Source organism: Staphylococcus microti, from assembly GCF_000934465.1.
GTDB lineage: Bacteria > Bacillota > Bacilli > Staphylococcales > Staphylococcaceae > Staphylococcus > Staphylococcus microti.
Genome location: NZ_JXWY01000002.1, coordinates 108248 through 131018 on the forward strand (window position 1 = coordinate 108248; position 22771 = coordinate 131018).

The following is a 22771-nucleotide window of genomic DNA, read 5'->3' on the forward strand; positions in this document are numbered from 1 at the left end:
AATTAAAAAAGGACCCGAGCTATGCCCGAGTCCTGTTCATAAACGTGTTAGCGTTTATTATTTTTCTTCTTTTTCTTTACGACGTCTGCCGAATAAGAATAATGAACCAAGTGCTGCAATTAAGCTACCGAACAATGGCGCATTTGTTGATTCGTTACCAGTATCTGGTAATTCTTTCATTTCTTTGCCTTTATTGTTCATGTCTTTAGATGCTTTCATATCATCTTTCATTGCTTTGTCAGTGTTAGAAGCGTTGTCCATGTTACCCATGTCGTTCGCTTTATCACCTTTATCCATACCAGTCATACCATTGTCTTTACCTTTAACAATAACGACTGTTGGTTCAGAAGTGTTACCTGCTTCATCAGTAGCTGTCACGATTAATTTATCGCCCGCTTTGATGACTGTGCCATCTGGTACTTTAACAGTCCAGTTGCCATCTTTATCTACTGTTGTTGTTCCTTCTTTACCATCTGGGAACTTAACAGTGATTGTTGAACCTGGCTCACCTTTACCAGTTACAGTTTTATCACCTGGGTTAACAGGGTTCACTGTTGGTTGGTCTGGTGCAACTGTATCTTTGTCAGTATCTGGTACTTTCACTTTTGTAACGTCAGATTTGTTACCTGCTTCGTCAGTTGCAGTCACATCTAATTCGTCACCTGGTTTGATTACTGTGCCATCTGGTACTTTAACAGTCCAGTTACCGTCTTTATCTACTGTTGCTGTTCCTTCTTTACCATCTGGGAACTTAACAGTGATTGTTGAACCTGGTTCACCTTTACCAGTTACCACTTTATCGCCCGGTTTAACAGGGTTTACAGTTGGTGCATCTGGTGCTACTGTATCTGTTACTTTACCTTCTGTTGGTGTTGATGTGTTACCGTTGCCGTCTTTCGCTACAACTGTAACTTTGTCGCCTTCTTTAAGGTCTACACCTTCTGGTACATCCACTTTCCAGTTTCCATTTTCGTCTACTGGTACATCTTTGATCACATCGCCGTTTGGTAATGTTACATCTACTGTTCCGTTTGGTTCAGCTGTACCTGTGATTACTTTGTCTCCTGGTTGTGGGTTTGTAATCGTTGGTGCATCTGGTGCTACTGTATCTGTTACTTTACCTTCTGTTGGTGTTGACGTATTACCGTTGTCGTCTTTCGCTACAACTGTAACTTTGTCGCCTTCTTTAAGGTCTACACCTTCTGGTACGTCTACTTTGTAGTTACCTTCTGCATCTACTGGTACGTCTTTGATTACATCGCCATTTGGTAATGTTACATCCACTGTTCCGTTTGGTTCAGCTGTACCTGTAATCACTTTGTCACCTGGTTGTGGATTTGTCACTGTTGGTGCGTCTGGTGCTACTGTATCTGTTACTGTACCTTCTGTTGGGTCTGATACGTTACCGCTGTCATCTTTCGCTACAACTGTAACTTTATCGCCTTCTTTAAGGTCTACGCCTTCTGGTACGTCTACTGTGTATTCACCGTCTGCGTTCACTGGTACGTCTTTGATCACATCGCCATTTGGTAATGTTACATCCACTGTTCCGTTTGGTTCAGCTGTACCTGTGATTACTTTGTCTCCTGGTTGTGGATTTGTCACTGTTGGTGCGTCTGGCGCTACAGTGTCTTGAACTTTAACCGGTACTTCTACTGTATCTTTTGAACCGTCTGGGTATACAACTTCTACTACACCAGTGTAATCTCCTGGTTTATCTGTATCAATTGTGCCTTCTGGTGTTACGTCTACAACTTTTGTACCTTCTGGTAAGTCTGTTAAGTCAACATTGTCTGTTAAATCAACGTCTCCACCTTTTTCTACTTCTTCAGGTGTTACTTTCGGATCGTTTTGATCTGCGTCAGTTAATTTTTCTTTAACTGTTACTGGTACGTCAACTGTTTCTTTAGAGCCATCTGGGTAAGTAATTTCTACTTTACCTGTATAGTCTCCTGGTGTGTTTGTATCAATTGTGCCAGTTGGTGTTACGTCTGTAACTTTCGTACCGTCTGGTAATTTTGTTAAGTCAACGTTGTCTGTTAAGTCAACATCTTGTCCTTTTTCTACCACTTCTGGTGTTACTTCAGGATCGTTTTCATCCGCTTGTGATGGGTTAACTTTAACCGGTACGTCAACAGTATCTTTTGAACCATCTGGGTATGTTACTTCTACTTTACCTGTGTAGTCACCTGGTTTGTCTGTATCAATTGTGCCAGCTGGTGTTACGTCTGTAACTGTTGTACCTTCTGGTAAGTCTGTTAAGTCAACATTATCTGTTAAGTCAACTTTTCCACCTTTGTCTACTTCTTCAGGTGTTACTTTTGGATCGTTTTGATCTGCATCAGTTAATTTTTCTTTAACTGTTACCGGTACATCTACAGTGTCTTTTGAACCATCTGGATATGTTACTTCTACTTTACCTGTGTAGTCTCCAGGTGTATTCGTATCAATTGTGCCAGTTGGTGTTACGTCTGTAACTGTTGTACCTTTTGGTAAGTCTGTTAAGTCAACATTATCTGTTAAATCAACTTTTCCGCCTTTTTCTACTACTTCTGGCGTTACTGTTGGATCATTTTCATCCGCTTGTGTTTTCGCTTCTTCTTTAACTGTTACTGGTACGTCAACAGTATCTTTTGAGCCATCTGGATATGTTACTTCTACTTTACCTGTGTAGTCTCCAGGTGTATTCGTATCAATTGTGCCAGTTGGTGTTACGTCTGTAACTGTTGTACCGTCCGGTAATTTTGTTAAATCAACGTTATCTGTTAAGTCAACATCTCCGCCTTTTTCTACTACTTCTGGCGTTACTGTTGGATCATTTTCATCCGCTTGTGTTTTCGCTTCTTCTTTAACTGTTACTGGTACGTCAACAGTGTCTTTTGAACCATCTGGGTATGTTACTTCAACAAGACCAGTGTAATCACCTGGTTTATCTGTATCAATAGTTCCTGGTGGTGTTACATCTTTAACTGTTGTACCTTCTGGTAAGTCTGTTGTATCAACATTATCTGTTAAATCAACGTCTCCACCTTTTTCCACTACTTCTGGCGTCGCTTTTGGATCATTTTTATCTGCATCAGTTAATGTTTCTTTAACAATTACTGGCACATCTACTGTTTCCTTAGAGCCGTCTGGGTACGTAATTTCTACTTTACCTGGATATTCTCCTGGTGTATTTGTATCAATTGTGCCATCTGGCGTTACATCTGTAACTTTAGAACCTTCTGGTAATTTTGTTACAACGTTGTCTGTTAAGTCAACGTCTCCACCTTTTTCTACCACTTCTGGTGTCACTTCTGGATCGATTTCATCCGCCATTGATGGGTTAACAACTACCGGTACGTCAACAGTATCTTTTGAACCATCTGGGTACGTTACTTCTACTTTACCTGTGTATTCTCCAGGCGTATTTGTATCGATTGTGCCAGTTGGTGTTACGTCTGTAACTGTTGTGCCGTCTGGTAATTTCGTTAAGTCAACGTTATCTGTTAAGTCAACTTTTCCACCTTTGTCTACTACTTCTGTCGTTACTTCTGGTGTATTTTCATCCGCTTGTGATGGTTTCACTTTCACTGGTACATCAACAGTATCTTTTGAACCATCTGGATATGTTACTTCTACTTTACCTGTGTAATCGCCAGGTGTATTCGTATCAATTGTGTCAGCTGGTGTTACGTCTGTAACTGTTGTACCTTCTGGTAAGCCTGTTAAGTCAACGTTATCTGTTAAGTCAACTTTTCCACCTTTTTCAACTTCTTCAGGTGTTGCTTTTGGATCATATTTATCCGCATCAGGTGTCGCTTCTGTTACAGTGAATTTCGCTTGAACTGTATCAGTCGTACCGTCTTCGTAAGTTACAACAACTGGTACTGTGATTTCTTTACCAACTTGATCGTTTGTAGGTGTGAATGTAATTTTACCTGTCATTGGGTCAACTTTAACACCTTCAGGAACGTCTGTCGCATTAGGGTCTAATTGGAATGCGTTTTCTGTTGCTAATGGTACATCCGCATTTGCAACTGGTTTACCATCTTTTGTAGTGAATGTTGGTGTTACAGATGCTTCTTCTCCAGCTTTTGCTGTTGTATCTTCATATGCAGGTTCATGAATGATATTTTGATCAACTACTGCTGTGAATGAGTCTACTGCAAGTGCATCTGATAAATCAGTTGTCTTTTCATTTGGATGGAAGATTGCTGATGTGTATGTCGCATTCTTATCTAAGTCTGCTGGTACTGTAATTGGCACTGAACCAATTGTTCCGTCTACGTTCGAAACTTTCGTTACAGGATCACCAATTGCTACACCATCTTTAAACCATTGAATTTGGTATTCACGTGATGGTAATAAACCACCTGATTTTGATTCAACAGTATCACCAGGAATCGCATAGTTCTCTACAGAGTCATATACTAATACATCGTGCATTGGTTGTGGTGCTAATGCGATAAAGTTTTGTTTGCTTCCGTTAGCACTTGTTAGCATTTGTGCATCGAAAATATCACGTCCTGCATCTGCAGTTGTAAACATGTTGTTTTGATAGTTGTTGCTCCAGATCGCATAGTCATCAATCATCGCTGTTACATACATGTAATCAGAGTTGATATGACGATGTCTTTGACCGAGCGTACCATTCCATTGCATTAATGATTTATGGTTAACGTCTGCGTCTGCAACTAATTGACCATATTCTTCATCTGAAGTTCTAGCACCTTTATTTTGTGCGCTAACACCATATAAACCTCTAAACGGAATATAGTATGAACCATCTGACTCAACAGTACCCACTACTGTTTCAGCAATATGAGAACCTGCGCCATGCTCAGCTTGGTATTTTGTAACAATGTCTTGTTGTGCTGCTCTGAAGTCTTCTAAAGTGTAACCTTTATTAGCTTCTTTCCATGCATCAAATTGACGTGTTACTTCATCGTTAACATATGATGCGACAACTTTAACGCCTGTTGCGTTAACATCCCATGAGTCTTTTTTCCATGCACGAGAGTCTGAACCACTTGGGTCACCTGTTTCGTACCATACATTACCTGAAATTTTACCGTAAGCACCTTCATTTGGCCATACACCATCTGAATGAGGCGCTGTTGTCCATTGATCTTGAGGTTTCATTAACCAATCGTTTTCTCGTGGAATTTCTTGAACAAGTACTTGACCGTTAACGATACGGTTAATACCTGCTGTGAAGTCCCAAGATTCATTTGTACGGCTTAAACGTGTATGGAAACCATATTTTTGGTCACCGTGTTTAATAACGTTGTATTTTTCTGGATCTGGATTTTCAACCCAAGTTCTTACAGCTAAGTTACCATCACCTGCTAATTTGAACTCATGCTCTTGACCTGTTGGGTCTATTAATTTTTTAGAAAGGTCAAATACATATGAACCGTCCGGGTTTGTTGTTGTGTAATAAACTGGCGATACAAAACCTTTACCATTTACCCATTGTAAGTAAACTTTAGCATTTGCTAATGGCTCTTTTTCATTAAAGTTGTTAATGTTACCGCCTCTATAAACCCATGCTTTACCTGCATAGCTTTGAGTTTGTCCCTCAGTACCTGGTGCATAGATTGCGCCTTTTTGTGCTTCTTGTTGTAATTCACTGTCAAACGCACGTGTTGCTGTATCAGTTGTTGCTGCGCGTGTTGCACTACGGAATGCTGTAGCTGAAACAGGTGTTTCATTAACAACATCTTCGTTTGTTAATGCAGTTTCTTCACGAACCGCTGCTAATGTACCATCAACATTATATTTATTTTGCTCATTGGCTAAATAATCAACAATTGCTTGTTGTAACGCTTCAGGTGTTACTTCTGATAAGTTTGCGTTTAAGTTGCTCGCAATTTTGTTCGCTTCTTCTGCAGAAATGTTTTTCTCAGCAACTAAATAGTCTGCTGCAGACGCTTGGTCTGTTACAGTTGCGATATCTGTCGCAGGTACTTCTGCTGGCTTTTCAGTCGTTGTGACCGGTTCCGCTGTTGCAGGTGTTTCTGCTGCTGGTTGTTCAACTGTTGTATCTGCTTCTTCTGTTGGAGTCTCTGCTGCTGGTTGTTCAACTGTTGTGTCTGCTTCTTCTGTTGCAATTTCTTCTGCTGGTTGTTCAGCTGATGCGTCTGCTTCTTCTGTTGCAGTTTCTTCTGCTGGTTGTTCAGCTGTTGTGTCTGCTTCCTCTGTTGCAGTTTCTTCTGCTGGTTGCTCAGCTGGTGTTTCTACTTCCTCTGTTGCAGGTGTTTCTGTAGTTGCTTCTTCTGTCGCTGTGCTTTCAGCATCTGCATTTGCTTCTTCTGTTGCTGCTGCCTCTTCTGTTGTTGCTTTGTCTAGCTCTTCAGCTTGTGCATCGTTGTGCGCCCCGAAAATTAATGTTGCTCCTACTAAAATAGAAGCTGTTCCAACGGTGAATTTGCGAATCGAATACTTATTTTGCTTGTTTGGCAAAAAGTCGAAACGCTTTGAGTTTGTGGTCTTTTTATTAGCCATTTCATTGCTCCTTTTCTAAAATCTTTCATGCCCAACCTAACTCCAACTGATAATTTACGTTGGACAATACAATTCAAATACTAACATACAATTTATAATTAAATGATTCTTTAACTTATACCAATAGTTTAGATTTATTTTAATTAGATATTTCTTATTGATAGAAACAGGTAGAAAAAAGCGTAGTCATAGTGATAAAAAGAAGTGTGTTATTTTAATGTAGAATTTGTACTTTTGTTCACATGCACAATGTAAAAGCACGAAATATAATTCATATTTATATTAAGTTTAGAGTGTGTTATATATTGTCTTATTCGAAATTATTTTTTTGAGCTAATAATTAAGATTACTTAAAAATATATGTATTAAGCGGACGATCCAGTCAAATCATTATATGTGACACATCATAGAAAATGGCGATGTGGATTTTCAGAGGGAGCAGTAATGACATGGTAAATCAGCATTGGGCACAGAAAACGGTTAAGAAAATAGCCGCAATTATTAAAAGAAACGTACAAGTTGTTAACAAAAGTGGACAAATTATTGCGACGTCAAACTCAGAGAGACTTGGCGAAATACATTATGCTGCAAGGCACTCCATTCAACGTAATTTACCGATTGAAATTGAAGAAGAAGACATGAATTTTTGGAAGGTCAACTCACCTGGTATTATTGTGCCTTTTGAATATCAAGAGAAAACATACGGCGCACTACTCATTGCAGGCCCACCTGAAGAAATACGTGAATCTTCACGCTTAATTAAAGTCACTGCAGAATGTATTATCGAACAAGAAATCGAGCGTTCTGCAAGACTGAAAAGTTCTTTGTCACGCACACAAATGCTTTCTAATGTTTTATTCAACAAAGATATACCTACTCATAATTATAGTCGCAAACAAATTATTGATTTCCTTGGCTTGAATCACAAAGCTGCCGTCGCTTCGATATGTATTAATACGACGAGCAAAACTAAAATTAGTTCCCTTAAAAGTATCTTAAACGACTGGCAGCTCCATGATGATGACATCCTAGAACTGACACCACAAGAATGGATTTTTATTTTTAAAGCCAATTCAAATCGAGGTAAGACTTTAGAAGAGTTGAAGCACTTTATCGAAAATGCAATGTCACAAGATTCATTTGAACGTACACTTATAACGATTGGCGATTTCAATACAGGCCTCCACGGCTTAATCCAATCTTATAATGAAGCACAATCACTTCGAAAGCTTGTTTCATCCATGAATCGTTCTGAAGGGGTGTTTACTTATAAAGACCATGAACTCGAAATCATTTGTCAAAACATCCGAAAGCATTCTCCTGATGAGGAAGCATCATTAATCGATAATTATAAAAAACTTGTTTCCTTTGGTGGCGATAAGTACCTAAACGAAACCGTTGAAGCTTACTTCAAAAATCATGGTAAACTCGTTAAAACGGCCAATGATTTATTTATTCATCGAAATACTTTAAATTACCGTATTAAAAAGATACATGAAATCACAGGTTGGGATCCTAACACAATAGATGGCATTGTTTTATTACGTATTGCACAACATCTTTACAAAACCCGTTAATTCAATATGATACTACTTAAAGAAGAGGCATTTTGTCGCCTCTTCTTTTTTGTTGCAATAGTATCCAACTGACTTTCTTAAATAAAACAAACATCCACAACCTAATATAGCATTTTATTAATTTCTTATATAAAAATAGTATTAAGAAGATATAGACATACTTACTCTTTTAACTTTTCATCCTTCCAACAGAACCTAAAAAGCCTTTATCCATCAAACTTAAACACATTGTCTCCACTACTCTTATGTCACTAATTTTATGTTTCTGACATCTTTAATGTTATTTTTCAATTATTTTTTGACAAAACCAAAAAAATTGTATATATAATTAAATAGTACACATAAAGTTTTATGTATGTAATTTTTAGCTCTTTTTACTTAAACGGAGAAATTTTTAGAACATAACTTTTATTATGTGAGGAGGTTACAACTGTGTTTCCAAAAATATATCATTTAACAGCATCTATGACGCAACCTGTTCGCTGCTTCGACGGTATGATTCTCGTATTCTCTCTTAGTGAAAATACGACCGTTAAAAAGGAAGGACTAGAATATCGTGGAGAACATCTTTATTTGATTAACGAATCAGATTTATATGAAATCCACACACAATCTGCTTTATTATTTTACTTACCCAGTGCACTATTCAAAACACTCGACATTGACATCTTTCATAACGACTTTATTATTCAGCAACCAGATGTGATAAGCGCTGACTTAACTTTGTTGTTTAAATATTACCAAGCATGCGAACAACAGACACATCACGCGCAAAGTCTTGTGACACATCTTCTCAAGGAAGTCACTCGAGTACCACACACCTATGCACATTCAATAGATAATACGTTACACCATATGATCGACTATATAAGCAACCATATACGTGAGCGTATTACATTAGAAATCCTATCTAAAAAATTTCATGTTTCAACATCATACATATCAACGCTGTTCAAACACAACTTGAACATGAATTTTTACGATTATACAGCTTCTTTAAAAATCGCAAAGTCTTTAGAAGATATTTCAATTCATGATCAAAAAGTTAAAACTGTCGCTGAATTATGGCATTATCCAAGTGCTACAAACTATATCATTAACTTTAAAAAGTATATGGGGATTACACCTAAAAAGTACAAATCTTTACCAGTTAACGATTATGAACTTCGCATACCCAATACGATATCAGATGTAAATGCTTTACGGCGTTTACATATAGACCCAATCAGCGCTAAACAAAAGACCACAATATTGATTAATGACACTTATATTAATGAACCACCATTTTCATTTTTCAACCTGATAGATATCGGCTCATTTAGTAATATAGACAAAATCATGACCGAGCCCATCTTTTTTTATAAAAATTTCGCGAATTATAAACTTGCATCTTATATTTATATTAGCGAACCGATTGAAAACATCATCACAGATCATGTACAAACAACTATCATCAAGTTGATTAAGCTGTTTCAAGCGAAAATACCAATTGCAATGCAGTTAACAGACATTCAAAGTTACCACTACATTGTTAAGGCGATTGAAGACCTCCACTTTTTAGAAAGTGAACACGCACCTTTAATACCTGCCAGCGATCAAAAGCTGCTCTTGCTCTTGGATCCAAACATGCTTGATGCAAGAGAAGTTGCGCATATTAAACGCGACGTCTATGATATGCATATCACGATTTCGTTGGATGTCACAAACTATTATCTGAACAGGCAAGCGATTGATGATGATATCGTTGCACTTAAGCCAGACTTTTACACCATTGATTTTCAAAAAGTTAAAGATCATCATAAACAGCAGTCAAATCATGAGACATTCAAAAAAATTCAATGGACACTGTATCAATTTTTAGAGCAAAATAACATGCGACACAAGACGATTTTTCTGAACTATGATGCTTTTTATACACCTGAAATACTGCATAATACTGGCTTGCTTTTGAAAGAATCTTTAAAAAGTCAGCCTTATCTCGCAGGGGCATCTATTACTTTTACACAATCGACAGATCAAAACCGCCATATCGCGCTTTTTGATAGCATTGAAAATAAAACAACTTTTTATTTTCTCGGAATAATGCTACTCAACTTTTCGAAATATCATTGTTATTATGGCGACAATTACGTCGTTACACAGTCATTACACAGCTATAACGTGTTGCTATATAATACAAAGTCATATGATCAAGATTTCTATATCACACACCAAGAAGATCAAATACTATCGCCAACACTCATCTCAACAGAAATATTGAATAGCCAAAATGGAGCTGTTGACAGTATGATTTGTCCGCGTATCAAAGACAAAAGCCGCTTCCCAAACTTACTTAAGTTCAAGTTGAGCCAGTATAACACGCCACATTTCAGTGTTGATGAACATGACTTTGATAACGGCGCCTATGTGACGAAAATACCCGCAAAGTCTGTTGCAATGGTCACACTTTACAACACCTAATACAACGATATGAAACGAAGAAATCCCATGATACCCAATGATTTCTTCGTCCTGACTCATATCGACCGCATAGACAAATAAAAGAGATTTTTACACCTTATTTTATTCCTATTAACTATTTTTGGTACAATAAAATCATTTAATTAGCTAAAAATATCCATTTCTTCCTCATTTTACTTTTTAGCTGTTTTAAATTTATGTATGACACAACATAAAGTGATAAATAGCTTAATACCAATGTGTTAACAATTTTTGACAATTTGCTCACAACTTCACATTTCGGTCATTTGCACAATGAGATGGTAATAATGTTACTTTTTGTGTCTATTTTGATTCCGTTTACATTTTATACTTTTTATTTCTAAAAATATTTCGCCCCGCACTTCCCCCTTTTCCGTTATAATACGATTGTTAGGAGCGATAATATGAAGAAAACAAACGATAGAATATATACGCTATTTAATCGACTTGGCAGTTGGACGATGACTGCTTTCTTTGTGATTGGTACCATTATTTTTATTCTGTTTATAGCAATGGCGACAGTCATTCCAGAAATGAATCGTCACGTCTATGAGGGTAAGATCGTCGAAAAGTATCATAAAGATGACGGTATCTCTACGGGAACAACACGTTACATTGTTGTCAAACATGACCATGGCAAGACGACAATTGAAAATAGTGATATTTTATTACACGGCAAATTTAACAGTCGCGATATTCACGATACATTGCGTGAAGGTCAAACTGTAAAAGTTTATACAATTGGCTTCGAATCACCAAAATTTGGTTTTCACCCTAACCTATATCGCATTGAGCAATCTAAATGATCATAATAGCTAAAAAGACTGAAGTAACGTATGCATATATGTGCATCGTTTCCTTCAATCTTTTTCTCATTTAGTATTCAAATTTCTCAATCCACTTGAGAACAGCTGGTGCAATTCTATGATGATCTTGTAGATGCACCCAATCTATTTCGGTAATTTCAGCGTTAATTTGGATCGTCTCCCAATCTATCGGCCGACGACAACGAAACCCATTTAACTCTGTCAACATATCTTTTTGTGGGTATGCAGGTCCCACCACTGTTCCGATGTATTCAAGCTTTTCTGTTGATAGTGATAGCTGCAATTCCTCTTTTAACTCACGTATCAGTGCTGCTTCAAGCGACTCTCCTTGTTCAATTTTACCACCCGGAAAGTACAACTTCTCTCTATTCCGAACTTGAACTAATCGCAAATAGTCCTCTTTGCGTTCTACTAAGCATACACAACGTATCACAACAAGTACCTCCTATCTTAAAAACTCATATAGATAGTGTAACATACTGCTGTTATATCGCCTGTTGAACGGCGTCTTGGCTTTGTACATATACTTCCCCTATGCGCTGTGCTGCCATGCGGCCTCCCATAATATTACGCGCAAATGGTCCTAATTCAAGATCCGCAAGCATGCCAGACACATAAAGATTCGGTAACCACTCGAGTGAAGGTGTTGTGACCGGGAACCCTGCAGTCAGTTTCGCTCTATACGTGTTAACAATTGTTTGAATAAGCGGTTGTTGCATGAGGTCATATTCAAATCCTGTAGCTAAATAAATGCCGTCATAATGAATACGCTCTTTACCGGCAATAATATAATGATCTGCCACAGCCTCTATTGCCGTTTGGTGAATGATTAAGCGTCCTTCGTTTTCTGCATGCATCAGTTTCATATACATTTCTTTCGGCATAGAACCTTTATGACGCTCACTGCGGTTAATCTCGGCACGTTGCGTTAAATCTTTTTCACATTGGAAACCACGCATATTTTTAGGCCCTAACCAACCTGGATCGGCATCAAAATCAAATACTTCTAGCGGTTTTTTAATCCATAAATGAATTGGTTTTTCACGTTGTTCAGCGAGTAACTTAATGACTAAATGTGCCGCAGAGATACCACTTCCAACGATGTGTGAGGCAGTCAGTTGTGTATCAAAGTCTGACTGATGTATATGTTGGACGTCCGGTTGCCCTTTAAACATATCTGGTGTCAACGGTGTATTGTGCGTCCCCATTGCTAACACAACATGGCGTGCTGTGAGTATTCTTTCATCATCCAAAACTACTTGCCAATAGTCATTTGTACGTTCAATATCAATCGCTTTTTGTTGAATATGACATGCCGCTAAATCATATTGTTGAATGTAATTGTCCGTATGGTCGAAAAACATATCAAGTCTCGGACGTTGATACTGACCAATCATCGCTTGTGCATATTGATGACACTTCGCAAACTTTTTAAGATCAAATGGTTCTGGATGGCAGTGATGTACAAGTGGGGAACGTAAATACGGCATACTGAGCCGAGTCGTCTGCATTTTGAAATTGTCCATCAATGTATCATGTGGGTCTATGATACCTAACTGTGAGGTTGGTAAGCCTAAATAACGTAATTGCAATGCGATTGTTGTCGCATGCACACCGCCACCAATAATCAGCCATTCGTACATAATATCTCTCCTCTTTATAAATCGTAATAATTACGTTTTATAATAAAGGATATACCTTTCCATTGCAAGATTGAACCCGCGACTAGCCCTATATATAGAAAAAAGCCACCTACTTTAATAAGTAGATGACTCCAAATGTGATTGCGCCATTAGACGATAGGTGCGCCGCCTGTAATACCATAGACTTGTCCAGTAATAAAGCTACCACCTTCAGATGCAAGTAAGACATAAACATCTGCCAACTCTACTGGTTGACCCGCACGTTGTAATGGTTGGTTTTTACCAAAATTTGGAATGCGTTCTTGTGGTTGACCGCCACAAATTTGTAATGGTGTCCAAACAGGTCCTGGTGCAACTGCATTCACACGAATTCCTTTAGGCCCTAGTTGTGCCGCAAGCCCTTTTGCAAGTGATACGTTACATGATTTTGTCATCGCATAGTCCAGTAAATGTGGGCTCGGCTTAACCGCTTGAATAGATGACGTCAAAATAATGCTCGCACCCGCTTCAAGATAATTCAATGCTTCTTGGATAGAATATACTGTTGAAAAGACGTTCACTTCAAATGTATCTGTCAGCTGTTTCGGATCTAACTTCTGAATATCGTACTCAAAGTTTTGCATACCTGCGTTAAGTACGAGAATATCTAGACCCCCTAACTGTTCATACGCATCTTTTACCATTTGGCGCGCATACGCTGCATCACGCAAGTCACCTGGTAATAGCACTGCTTTTTGCCCTGCCTCTTCAATCACCGCTTTTACTTCTTCTGCATCGACTTGTTCATCCGGATGATAAGCGATTGCAACATCCGCACCTTCTTTCGCATAAGCAATTGCCGCTGCACGACCGATACCAGAGTCACCACCTGTTACAAGCGCTTTACGTCCTACTAACTTTTCAGCACCACGATAAGATGTTTCCCCACAATCGGGAACAGGCGTCATCTCACGTTGAATACCCGGATAAGGCTGTAGTTGTTGTTCATATTGATCATGAAAATATTGTGTTAATGGATTCTTGTTCGGCATGATAAAAACCTCATTTCATTGATTAATGATTTGTTTTCAACGTATCAAAAAAACTCAGAAAAGCAAAGTAAATCGCTTTCCTGAGCTTGCTTGTTATTCTGTATATTTTTTACCTAAACGGTCAACAATCGCTGAAATCGCACCGTCACCTGTTACGTTCGTTGCTGTACCAAAGCTATCTTGCGCCATGTATAAGGCGATCATCAAGCCAATAGCCGCTTCATTAAAGCCTAAAATTGATCCAAGAATACCGCTCGCAGCCATCACTGAGCCACCCGGTACACCCGGCGCTGCAATCATAATGACACCAAGCATGAAAATAAAACCAATCATCGTTGGTACGCTAACAAGTGATAAACTTGGTAACACAATCATCGCTGCAACAGAACAGCTCACAAGTGTGATAGTAGAGCCTGACAAGTGAATTGTCGCTAACAATGGCACACTGAAGTCTGCAACAGGTGGTGTGACACCATTCTTTTTCGCTTGCTTTAATGTTACCGGAATCGTTGCGGCACTACTCATTGTACCCAACGCTGTAAAGTAAGACGGCAACATCGTTTTCAATAGTGCAATTGGACTTTTCTTATTTAATACCCCTGCAATGATATACAGCACTGTTAACCAAACCCAGTGCATAATAATCGCAATAATAAGGACGATACCGAATACTTTTAAAATACTCATTACTGTGCCTTGCGCTGTCATCTCTGCAAAAATTGTCGCAATGTAGAACGGCAAGAACGGAATAATAATTTTTTCAATTAATACTTCTACGATACGTTGTCCTTCATCAATGAGTTTAATCATCGTGAACGCTTCTACTTTGTGTGCAATAATCCCAAAAGCAAATGCTGTAATCAACGCTGTTAAAACACCCATCAGCGGATCAAATTCAAATGAAAAGAACGGCGCAATTTCAGGTGCTTCCCCAGGCACTTTCCCATGCGATGCAATCGTTGGCATCAATGTATACGAAACAGTCAGTGCCATTAATCCTGCTAAAATTGTGGATGTATATGCCACACCTACTGTCATCCCTACAAGTTTTCCTGAACCTTTACCAAGTGATGTAATACCTGATGCGATAAAGAAAAAGATAATTAACGGGATCATATAGTTAATAATTTGTCCAAAAATCCCTTTAACTGTTACAAGTACTTTGTTGAGCGCATCAATATCTAGCATCCCAATCAAAATACCAGCAACAATACCTAAAACTAACTTCCCAATCAACTTCATTGGCTGGTCTCCCTCCATAAACTTATCAATATGATTAAAACTCTCCCTAAATACGAAGCGCTTTCATTATATATTGCATTAATTAATATAAAAAAGCAATATATTTTTCAATAAGTTTTGATTATTAAAAGAAATATTATTGATTGAGATTTTTTTGACGTCGATTGATTAATTGCCAGCCACCAAGAATCATCAAACTACCTAACACCAAAAATGACCAGCCATTCATTGTTGGTTGATGTTTTGTCGTGCTTTGGTGGATACCTGTATGAGGTAACACACCTTCTGTTGTAGCTGTTCGCACTGTTGTTGATACTGCATTATCAGTAGTTGATGATAAGTGCGTCGTTGATTTTTTATGTGTTAAAGCCATCGTTTTAGCGTGTAAACTATCCTCGTACGCGTCAGTTGATACATAATCAACCATCTTCATTTGCTTTGGCGCCTTCTGTTGAGGTGTTACATGTTGCACAATGCCACTTGTTAATGGGGATTCTGATTCATCAGCCTTATCTTGTGGCTTAACTGTCATTTTATCTGTAGGTTTTGGTTCCACTTCTGGCGTTGCTACATTCTCATCTTTATGCCCTACTTGTTCTGCATTATTATCTTCTGCAGGTACCATTGGGTCTGACACTTCCTCATCTTCGCCATTACCGATATCTTCTACTGGCTCAGTTGGTTGCTCAGTCGGTTCATCTTCTTGTTCATCTGTTGCATTCGGCGCTTCACTTTCTTGTTCTTCCGTGCCATTCGGTGTTTCACTTTCTTCAGTATCTTGCGGCGTTTCCTCTTCTCCTTCTGGTTTCGGTGCTTCTACTTCCTCATCTTCGCCATTATCCGTATCTTCTACTGGTTCGGCTGGTTGTTCAGTCGGTTCATCTTCTTGTACGTCCGTTGCATTCGGCGGTTCATCTTCTTGTACGTCCGTTGCATTCGGCTCTTCATCTTCTTGTACGTCCGTTGCATTCGGCGTTTCGCTTTCTTCAGTATCTTGTGGCGTTTCCTCTTCTTCTTCTGGTTTCGGTGCTTCTGCTTCCACATCTTCGCCATTATCCGTATCTCCTACCGGCTCGGTTGGTTCCTCAGTTGTTGTTGACGGTAATGGCGCTTCAATTGTTTGACGTACAATTTCTGATGGTTCGTAACCTTCTTTGTGTGCTTGAACTGTCACATCACCTTGTATAGTCAATCGTTCACTTCCAGGTAGTTCAACAACCCAGCTTCCACTGTCGTCAGCTGTTACATCATACGACTTCCCTGATGGGACTGTCACTGTTACTGATGAGTGTGGTTGTGCTTGACCGGTCAATCGCTCTGCACCATATTCAATCGGCGCTATGCTTGGTATTGTCAATTGTTCGCTCGGATCTAAATAAGGTGCTAAACGTGTTAGCAGTTTTTCACTTTCAGTCTGTGATAAAGATTGAATTGCACGAACGAGACGATATAATGGCACACGATCATCTTTCTCTGGCGCTAATGCTTTCTTGGCAATCCATGTTTCTACATCAGTCGTTAATGTTTGCATATAACGCATATCTGCATCTTGTTGTGTTTCATCATTTACAATAAACCCTTTATCGGTCAATGTATAAGCGACTGTTTGCTTATCCGCATCTGGCATCACAACACGTTCGCCTGTTTCGATGCGTTGAACGACGCGACGTTGACTCGGTTCACGATGCATAATGGTTATCGTATCTCCTACTTGCAACTTTCTGATTTTCGTTAGCGCTTCTCCAACACGATCCCCTATCATTGTGCGATCCACAACAACTTGACCGTCTTTCGTACGAATCGTTACATGTGCGTATTCATCAGTAAAGTAAACATGTGGCTTTTTGGCATATTCTTGATATTTCACTTCGCCTGTATGTGGCTGATAAGAAATCTGGGCAAATATATCATTACCAAGACCTTTCAACAATATTTGTTGCGAAACAAACTGCTGTGTTTGCGTACTAGACGGATAATCAAGTACAACTTGGTTCTCACCATTTTCACGCACTACGAGATACGCATGTTCAGGTAACATATGATTCAAAGTTGCAGGTGCGACTACTTTATATACACCCGCACGCAGATGTTCAAAATGTGCAACGCCATTATTAACAGTTGCTTCTGCCACTTTATTTTCTCCATCCATCAAGACAACTTTTGCATTATCACGAAGTTTTTGACCTTGTAAGTTCAACTGAACGTCTGCTGTTGTATAAATGCTCGTATCTTTAAGATCACTTGATTTGACCAATTCGTATTCTGTAGCTAACCCTAAACGTGCCACATACTTTTGACGTTCTGCCGGATTATCAATGAGCATCGCAAGTGGATAAATGTATGAATGATGATACGCGTTCAAATCATCTTTTAATTGTCGCGACATATCAATATGGTATAAATCAAAATACGGCAAACCATTAACGCCTTGTGCCGCTAACCAGTCATGACTGATCCATCTCGGTACATCAACAGGCAATCTCCCTTCTGCTGCATGTGTTCTCATTGTTTGATACATATGTGTCATGCCTTCGATACCTGTCAATCGCACCAGGCGTGTCATAAAGTCCAATTTCCCTTTAAAACCACTGTCATTGAAACGGACACCCTCGCTATTTTCGAGCATTCTATGATGAATCCCTTCTTGAAATGCACGCTGATTGCCGCCATAAAGCCAACCATTTTCTTTATGTTGGATTGTTTGTTCATATTGATTCGCAAAAACATTATTGATGACTTCTGCTAAATCCATACGACCATCTTGTATCATCCAACCGTCATACCCATGACCTATTTCATGTAATGCAAGCCAACCACGTTGTAAATACGGTTCAATAGACGGGCTGTTCGTTCCTGTATGATCCGTTGACCAGTATGCTGACCCAAAACCATTTTTATTTGCCACAATCAAATACTTACTACCAACGTTAAAGTTCACAGATGATGCATCATCTACAAAGCCTGCCCAAGTATTGTATTTTGAAATGACATCTTCGTAATAATCAATCATCTCATCTAACGACTTAAACGCATCAGCACTCGTTTGCGTTTTCATAGCTAAAATGCGGTCTCTATCTACACGCGGAATCAGCATCGCATGATTGTCTCCATCGACATAGGCATAGGCAGCATCTTGATCAATCCATTGTTGTTCAAAAGTAGCTTGATCTTGACCTTTACGATAGGTCGGTAAAGCGCTATCCTGTTTGTTCTCAACATAATATGCAACAACAGGTTGGTAGGCGATCCCACTCGGCATGTACATAAAAGCAGCACTCTCTATGCCTGTTTCAATTGTGACCCATTCACCTGTTTTTGGTACGACTTGACTTTTATTATAAGCGCCATCATTCGTCATTAAACTCACACGCAAGTCTACCTGTTTCTCTGGTCCTGCTTGATGTATGTAGAGCTTCGTATTCGCTGGCACAATAATGCCTAAGTTGTCTCTCGCTTGGTACGTCCCACGCTGCATGCCAAGCGTTTGTGCTTGTGCCGAGTTTGGCATAACCGCCACACGTTTCTGATAGAGACGTTGATCCACGCCATCAATAAGTTGTTCACGTACATTCGGTTCTGTTCCATTAGATACATTAGACGCTCGAAATGCTGTTGACGTTGGCACTGTTTCTTCTTTTCGTTCAGGTTCATCTGCAACAGCTGCTTCTGCACTTGTTTCTGTTGTTTCCGATGGGCTTTCCACAGTTGTAGCTTCATACGCTCGAGCTGTCTCTGTATTTTCTGCTGTCACGCCTTGATGTGCTGTGCTTGTCTCTTGATTACTTTCAGTCACTTCATCTTGTCCTTGTTGCGCAACAGGGACTGATGTCCCCTTGTTTTCTTGACTATCTATGCTTGATACTTTCGTTGTTGGATGTGTTTGTTCTAGTTGTTTTTCTGACGCATGTACGTCCCCAGTTGCCGTTATCCATACAAATGTGCCGAATATAACCGATACGATACCAATATTTAATTTGCGCAATCCAAATTGATTTTTTCGTTCAAACAACAAAGTATTCGCCTTCTTTCATCCAATATTATTAACCAATAACATTACTTATATATATGTTATCAAAACTTTAGCATCATATAAACTAAACTAAATATTTTTTTAAATTTGGTTTATGCTTTTGTAAAATTTAGCAATATACACCTAAAGTTTGAGCAATTGTCTATACTCTAGCCCAATGTAAATGAACGCATCTTCACTTAAAATGGATTCACACCATTGAAAAAGGAGTGACACCACCATGCGTGTAATCATAAAAGCGGTATTAGCCCTTGGTTTGTTTGTCTTGGTTGCAAACTATTTGGCTCAAGACGAGCCGCTTTCTGTTACGGAGAGCAAAGATTACTTCATGGCTCAAGAACCCGTACAGCAGTTTCTTAATAGTAAGACCATGCAAGCAATCGAAAATTTCGAGTTAGAAGATGTTATGCCTTCTGACCTATTTTAAGCATGAAAAAAAGCCGTGCACTTTGACCTCTTGCGTCATTGTACACGGCTTTTTAGCGTTCTCTATTTTAATGTAGGTTTTAATAAAATACGTGTGAGTAACATAAGTACTAACAATAATATAATAGTTGTGCTTAAAACAATACTGTATGGGATGACACTTTCTGGACCTTGTACACCGATAAGTGGCGCAACAGAGCTTCCTAATACGAATTGGAATAAACCGAGCAAGCTTGAGGCACTCCCGCTTCCACCTGTTCTCACTTGCATTGCGAGTGAGAATGCGAGTGGCCCAATACCTGTTACAGGTGCCACACACAGCATGAAACCAACGATTAATACGGGTAATGGCAAATGTAATAATAGGACAACCACAACTAATGCTGCACCGATGACTTGTACACAGATTAACCCTGCAAGCACATTCAATTGATCGAAAAAGCGTAACAAGACGTTTGCTACTTGGCTAGAAATGATGAGTCCGATACCTGTTAATACCATCAACATACTAAAGTTTTGTGGCGATAGGCCGTAAACATTTTGTGTGATGAATGGCGCACCAGCACCGTAACTAAAAATCATAATATAAGTAACACCTTGTAAAAACATTGGCACTAAAAAGCGTGGTGTTTTTAGTAAGCGACCAAAGTCTTTGAAAATATCGGCAAAGTTGTCATGTGTATGGTGTGTTGTATTCAATGTTTTCATCTTAGGGTGTGTTAATACCGCTACAAACATAATTGCACCGATAACAGCAAGTGCAACAAAAATCATTCTCCATTCCGCAACGGTTAAAATAAACGCACTGACTAACGGGACTAAAATAGAAATGACACCATTCACAACCATTAATGCGGTGAAAAATCGACTAAGTATTTCGCCTTCATACAATTCCCCAATTGTTGCACGTGCAATCACAATCGCGCCCCCACCAGCAAGTCCTTGTACAAGTCGTGCTGCAATAAAGAGGCTAACACTACTGCTGAAAGCACTCGCCAACGATGCGACCATTACGAGCGCTAAAATCGTCAATGCCAATGTTTTACGTGGGACACGGTCGGAAACAACACCAAAAATAAATTGACCGAATGCAATCCCAATCATTGCAATCGACAACGTTAACTGCACTTGTGACGTAGATGTGCCTAAGTCTTTTTGAACCAGTGGTAAAGCTGGGCTATACATATCAGACAACATCGGTCCAAATGCTGTCATTGCACCTAATAAAATAATAAAAGATAAATGTGATAAATCAATCTTTGTCTTTGTCATATAACTTTCCCCATATTCTTAATAATATCTATACCTATTTTTACTTCTTCGCAACAACTGCACGCATATACGCAGCATCTGCATTTTTAATTTTTAACGGTAACCCAATAAAGTGATAATATCCAGCTGTGACGTCATCGAGGCGTAAGTTTTCAATGTGATACATCTCATGATGTGCAAAACGGTGATGATTTTCTAACGTCTCAGAATCGAGTGGGTCGACCGATGGGACATCTACCCCGACAACTTGTACACCGATGTCTGCCAAATAGTCAATCGCATCAGTTGTCAGCGTGGCAATAGCTGTAGGAAATTCAGTCGGGTCTGCTATGTCGCGGGTTTTGAATAATACAATCGTGCCTTCTATTGAACATTGTTGCAAGTCTTTACGAGTGATTGTTGTAGATTCTGTGAACACCAAAACAGTGGCATCGCCGATAAGACGCTCGATTTCCACTTGCTCCATTGTCCAGCCGTCATTCGCGACATGTTTCGCAGCATCCATATGTGTCCCAATATGATTACTGCCTGTTATTTCGCCAATGTTCGCACTACCATTTTCCTCTTTTGTCGAGAAAAACTTCATCGCGAACGGTGTATCCCCCGGCCAAGGCGCAACTGTTTCAGACAATGTATGTGTAATGTCTATCCACATCAGACTCACTCCTTCTATCTAAATATCTTTACCTATAAGCGTATACGTCCCAGTCCATCTTGACAACATAAAATTTCAATAATTGCGCAAAATATTCATTTTATTTAAAAAAACAGTCATACATAAAAAGGACGCTACAACTTCTCAAAGATTTACTAAAATCTCGTTGCAACGTCCCATCTCTTATAATGATGCTTGGCTATCTGTAAGATTCAACCATTCGTTAATATTCGATTCAATGCTTTGCAGTTCGCCGTCATGTGGCTTATCCAGCACGCGTAAAAAGTCTAAATGTCCGACTTCCGGATAAATAACACTGCGCACATTTGCCCCTAATGCTTCGAACTTCTCCATCGTCTCTTTGGAGTCTTTGTTCGGAAAGATGACATCATCTTCGCCTAGCAAAAATAACACATCTGGCATTTCAGCGATTTCATCCAAATCAGCAAGATAATCTGAGCGCAATGTATAGAGTAAATCAGTAATCATCGCGTCCACGGGTGCGAAATACTCTGTAAAGTTAAACGTATTTTGGTGCTTTTTGGAAATGCCTTGATCTAGCACTAACTCAGGGATGCTTTTGATCATGCCATCTTGATTGTCTGTGCTCATATCTTTCACAAGTTCCATTAGTAACTTAGAAACGCGTAATTCTTTAAAGTCTATTTTGGCAGCACTGTTCAAATAGACTAATTGCTTAATCGGCAATGTATTATAGCCAGCTAACTTCGTCGCAATCAAACCGCCCATGGAATAGCCGATAATTGCCATCTCTTGAATTTTTGCAGCTTTCACAATGGAGACTAACGCTTCATTAATACGCGTCGCATAGTCCACTAAGCTGTGTGACATACGTTCTAAATCCGTACTTTCGCCACGTCCGGGACAATTAATAAAGATTAAGCGGACGTCATGCAAATACTTCGCAAATACCGTCATAATCTTATAATTCATAACCGCACCATGAATCAAGACGACCGCACGCTCTGATGCCGTATCGCCCATGGTCACAACTTCTAACTGTGCGTTGTCATGATCTGCCAATGTCATAATCGTTTGTTCATAATTATTTAGTGACATAAACTATCCTCATACCAT

General features: G+C 39.1%; 13 protein-coding genes. 4 read left to right on the forward strand and 9 right to left on the reverse strand.

Annotated features, from left to right (window positions below; genetic code table 11):
* Positions 1-57: 57 nt before the first annotated feature.
* The gene (locus tag TP70_RS11725; RefSeq protein WP_052502846.1) at positions 58-6489 is read right to left on the reverse strand and encodes a YSIRK signal domain/LPXTG anchor domain surface protein; all 6432 of its coding nucleotides are present in this window, start codon (positions 6487-6489) and stop codon (positions 58-60) included.
* Positions 6490-6938: 449 nt separating this feature from the next.
* Between TP70_RS11725 and TP70_RS00680 the strand changes: the two genes are divergently transcribed.
* The 3 genes from TP70_RS00680 (at position 6939) to TP70_RS00690 (ending at position 11353) form a co-directional block, all read left to right on the forward strand.
* Positions 6939-8066, forward strand: coding sequence for a sugar diacid recognition domain-containing protein (locus tag TP70_RS00680; protein WP_044358606.1), 1128 nt, complete (start codon positions 6939-6941; stop codon positions 8064-8066).
* Between the two features lie 432 nt (positions 8067-8498).
* A complete protein-coding gene (locus TP70_RS00685; protein WP_044358608.1) occupies positions 8499-10526 on the forward strand; it encodes a helix-turn-helix transcriptional regulator in 2028 nt (675 codons plus the stop codon).
* A gap of 425 nt (positions 10527-10951) precedes the next feature.
* Positions 10952-11353: a hypothetical protein gene (locus TP70_RS00690; RefSeq protein ID WP_044358609.1), complete on the forward strand. Its 402-nt coding sequence runs from the start codon at positions 10952-10954 to the stop codon at positions 11351-11353.
* 70 nt (positions 11354-11423) lie between these two features.
* Here the strand turns inward: TP70_RS00690 and TP70_RS00695 are convergent, their stop codons facing one another.
* The 5 genes from TP70_RS00695 to TP70_RS00715 all read right to left on the reverse strand — a co-directional run bounded on the left by TP70_RS00695 (position 11424) and on the right by TP70_RS00715 (position 19299).
* Positions 11424-11807, reverse strand: coding sequence for an NUDIX hydrolase (locus TP70_RS00695; protein WP_044358611.1), 384 nt, complete (start codon positions 11805-11807; stop codon positions 11424-11426).
* A 52-nt stretch (positions 11808-11859) separates the two neighbouring features.
* Positions 11860-13017, reverse strand: a complete 1158-nt coding sequence (locus TP70_RS00700) for an FAD/NAD(P)-binding protein (protein ID WP_044358613.1) — start codon at positions 13015-13017, stop codon at positions 11860-11862.
* A gap of 149 nt (positions 13018-13166) precedes the next feature.
* Positions 13167-14048 (reverse strand): SDR family oxidoreductase, encoded by an 882-nt coding sequence (locus TP70_RS00705; protein WP_044358615.1) that lies wholly within the window; start codon positions 14046-14048, stop codon positions 13167-13169.
* A gap of 93 nt (positions 14049-14141) precedes the next feature.
* Positions 14142-15290: a dicarboxylate/amino acid:cation symporter gene (locus TP70_RS00710; RefSeq protein ID WP_044358616.1), complete on the reverse strand. Its 1149-nt coding sequence runs from the start codon at positions 15288-15290 to the stop codon at positions 14142-14144.
* Positions 15291-15426: 136 nt separating this feature from the next.
* On the reverse strand, positions 15427-19299 hold the full coding sequence (locus TP70_RS00715; protein WP_103369418.1) for a putative mucin/carbohydrate-binding domain-containing protein: 3873 nt from the start codon (positions 19297-19299) through the stop codon (positions 15427-15429).
* 241 nt (positions 19300-19540) lie between these two features.
* Here TP70_RS00715 and TP70_RS00720 point away from each other — a divergent pair, with 241 nt between their 5' ends.
* On the forward strand, positions 19541-19747 hold the full coding sequence (locus TP70_RS00720) for a hypothetical protein (RefSeq protein ID WP_044358620.1): 207 nt from the start codon (positions 19541-19543) through the stop codon (positions 19745-19747).
* A 62-nt stretch (positions 19748-19809) separates the two neighbouring features.
* On the opposite strand, the gene TP70_RS00725 is transcribed toward TP70_RS00720, so the two are convergent.
* From TP70_RS00725 to TP70_RS00735, 3 genes are all read right to left on the reverse strand, one after another.
* Positions 19810-21018, reverse strand: a complete 1209-nt coding sequence (locus tag TP70_RS00725; protein WP_044358621.1) for a Bcr/CflA family efflux MFS transporter — start codon at positions 21016-21018, stop codon at positions 19810-19812.
* A 40-nt stretch (positions 21019-21058) separates the two neighbouring features.
* A complete protein-coding gene (locus TP70_RS00730; RefSeq protein WP_044358622.1) occupies positions 21059-21673 on the reverse strand; it encodes a cyclase family protein in 615 nt (204 codons plus the stop codon).
* 183 nt (positions 21674-21856) lie between these two features.
* Entirely contained in the window at positions 21857-22753 is an 897-nt protein-coding gene (locus tag TP70_RS00735; RefSeq protein ID WP_044358624.1) for an alpha/beta fold hydrolase, read from the reverse strand.
* Positions 22754-22771 lie beyond the last annotated feature (18 nt).

Coding starts and splice junctions, on each gene's coding strand:
- TP70_RS00700 (WP_044358613.1), bottom strand. CDS start 13,017: ATGTACGAATGGCTGATTATTGGTGGCGGTGTGCATGCGACAACAATC.
- TP70_RS00720 (WP_044358620.1), top strand. CDS start 19,541: ATGCGTGTAATCATAAAAGCGGTATTAGCCCTTGGTTTGTTTGTCTTG.
- TP70_RS00710 (WP_044358616.1), bottom strand. CDS start 15,290: ATGAAGTTGATTGGGAAGTTAGTTTTAGGTATTGTTGCTGGTATTTTG.
- TP70_RS00730 (WP_044358622.1), bottom strand. CDS start 21,673: ATGTGGATAGACATTACACATACATTGTCTGAAACAGTTGCGCCTTGG.
- TP70_RS11725 (WP_052502846.1), bottom strand. CDS start 6,489: ATGGCTAATAAAAAGACCACAAACTCAAAGCGTTTCGACTTTTTGCCA.
- TP70_RS00690 (WP_044358609.1), top strand. CDS start 10,952: ATGAAGAAAACAAACGATAGAATATATACGCTATTTAATCGACTTGGC.
- TP70_RS00725 (WP_044358621.1), bottom strand. CDS start 21,018: ATGACAAAGACAAAGATTGATTTATCACATTTATCTTTTATTATTTTA.
- TP70_RS00705 (WP_044358615.1), bottom strand. CDS start 14,048: ATGCCGAACAAGAATCCATTAACACAATATTTTCATGATCAATATGAA.
- TP70_RS00735 (WP_044358624.1), bottom strand. CDS start 22,753: ATGTCACTAAATAATTATGAACAAACGATTATGACATTGGCAGATCAT.
- TP70_RS00680 (WP_044358606.1), top strand. CDS start 6,939: ATGGTAAATCAGCATTGGGCACAGAAAACGGTTAAGAAAATAGCCGCA.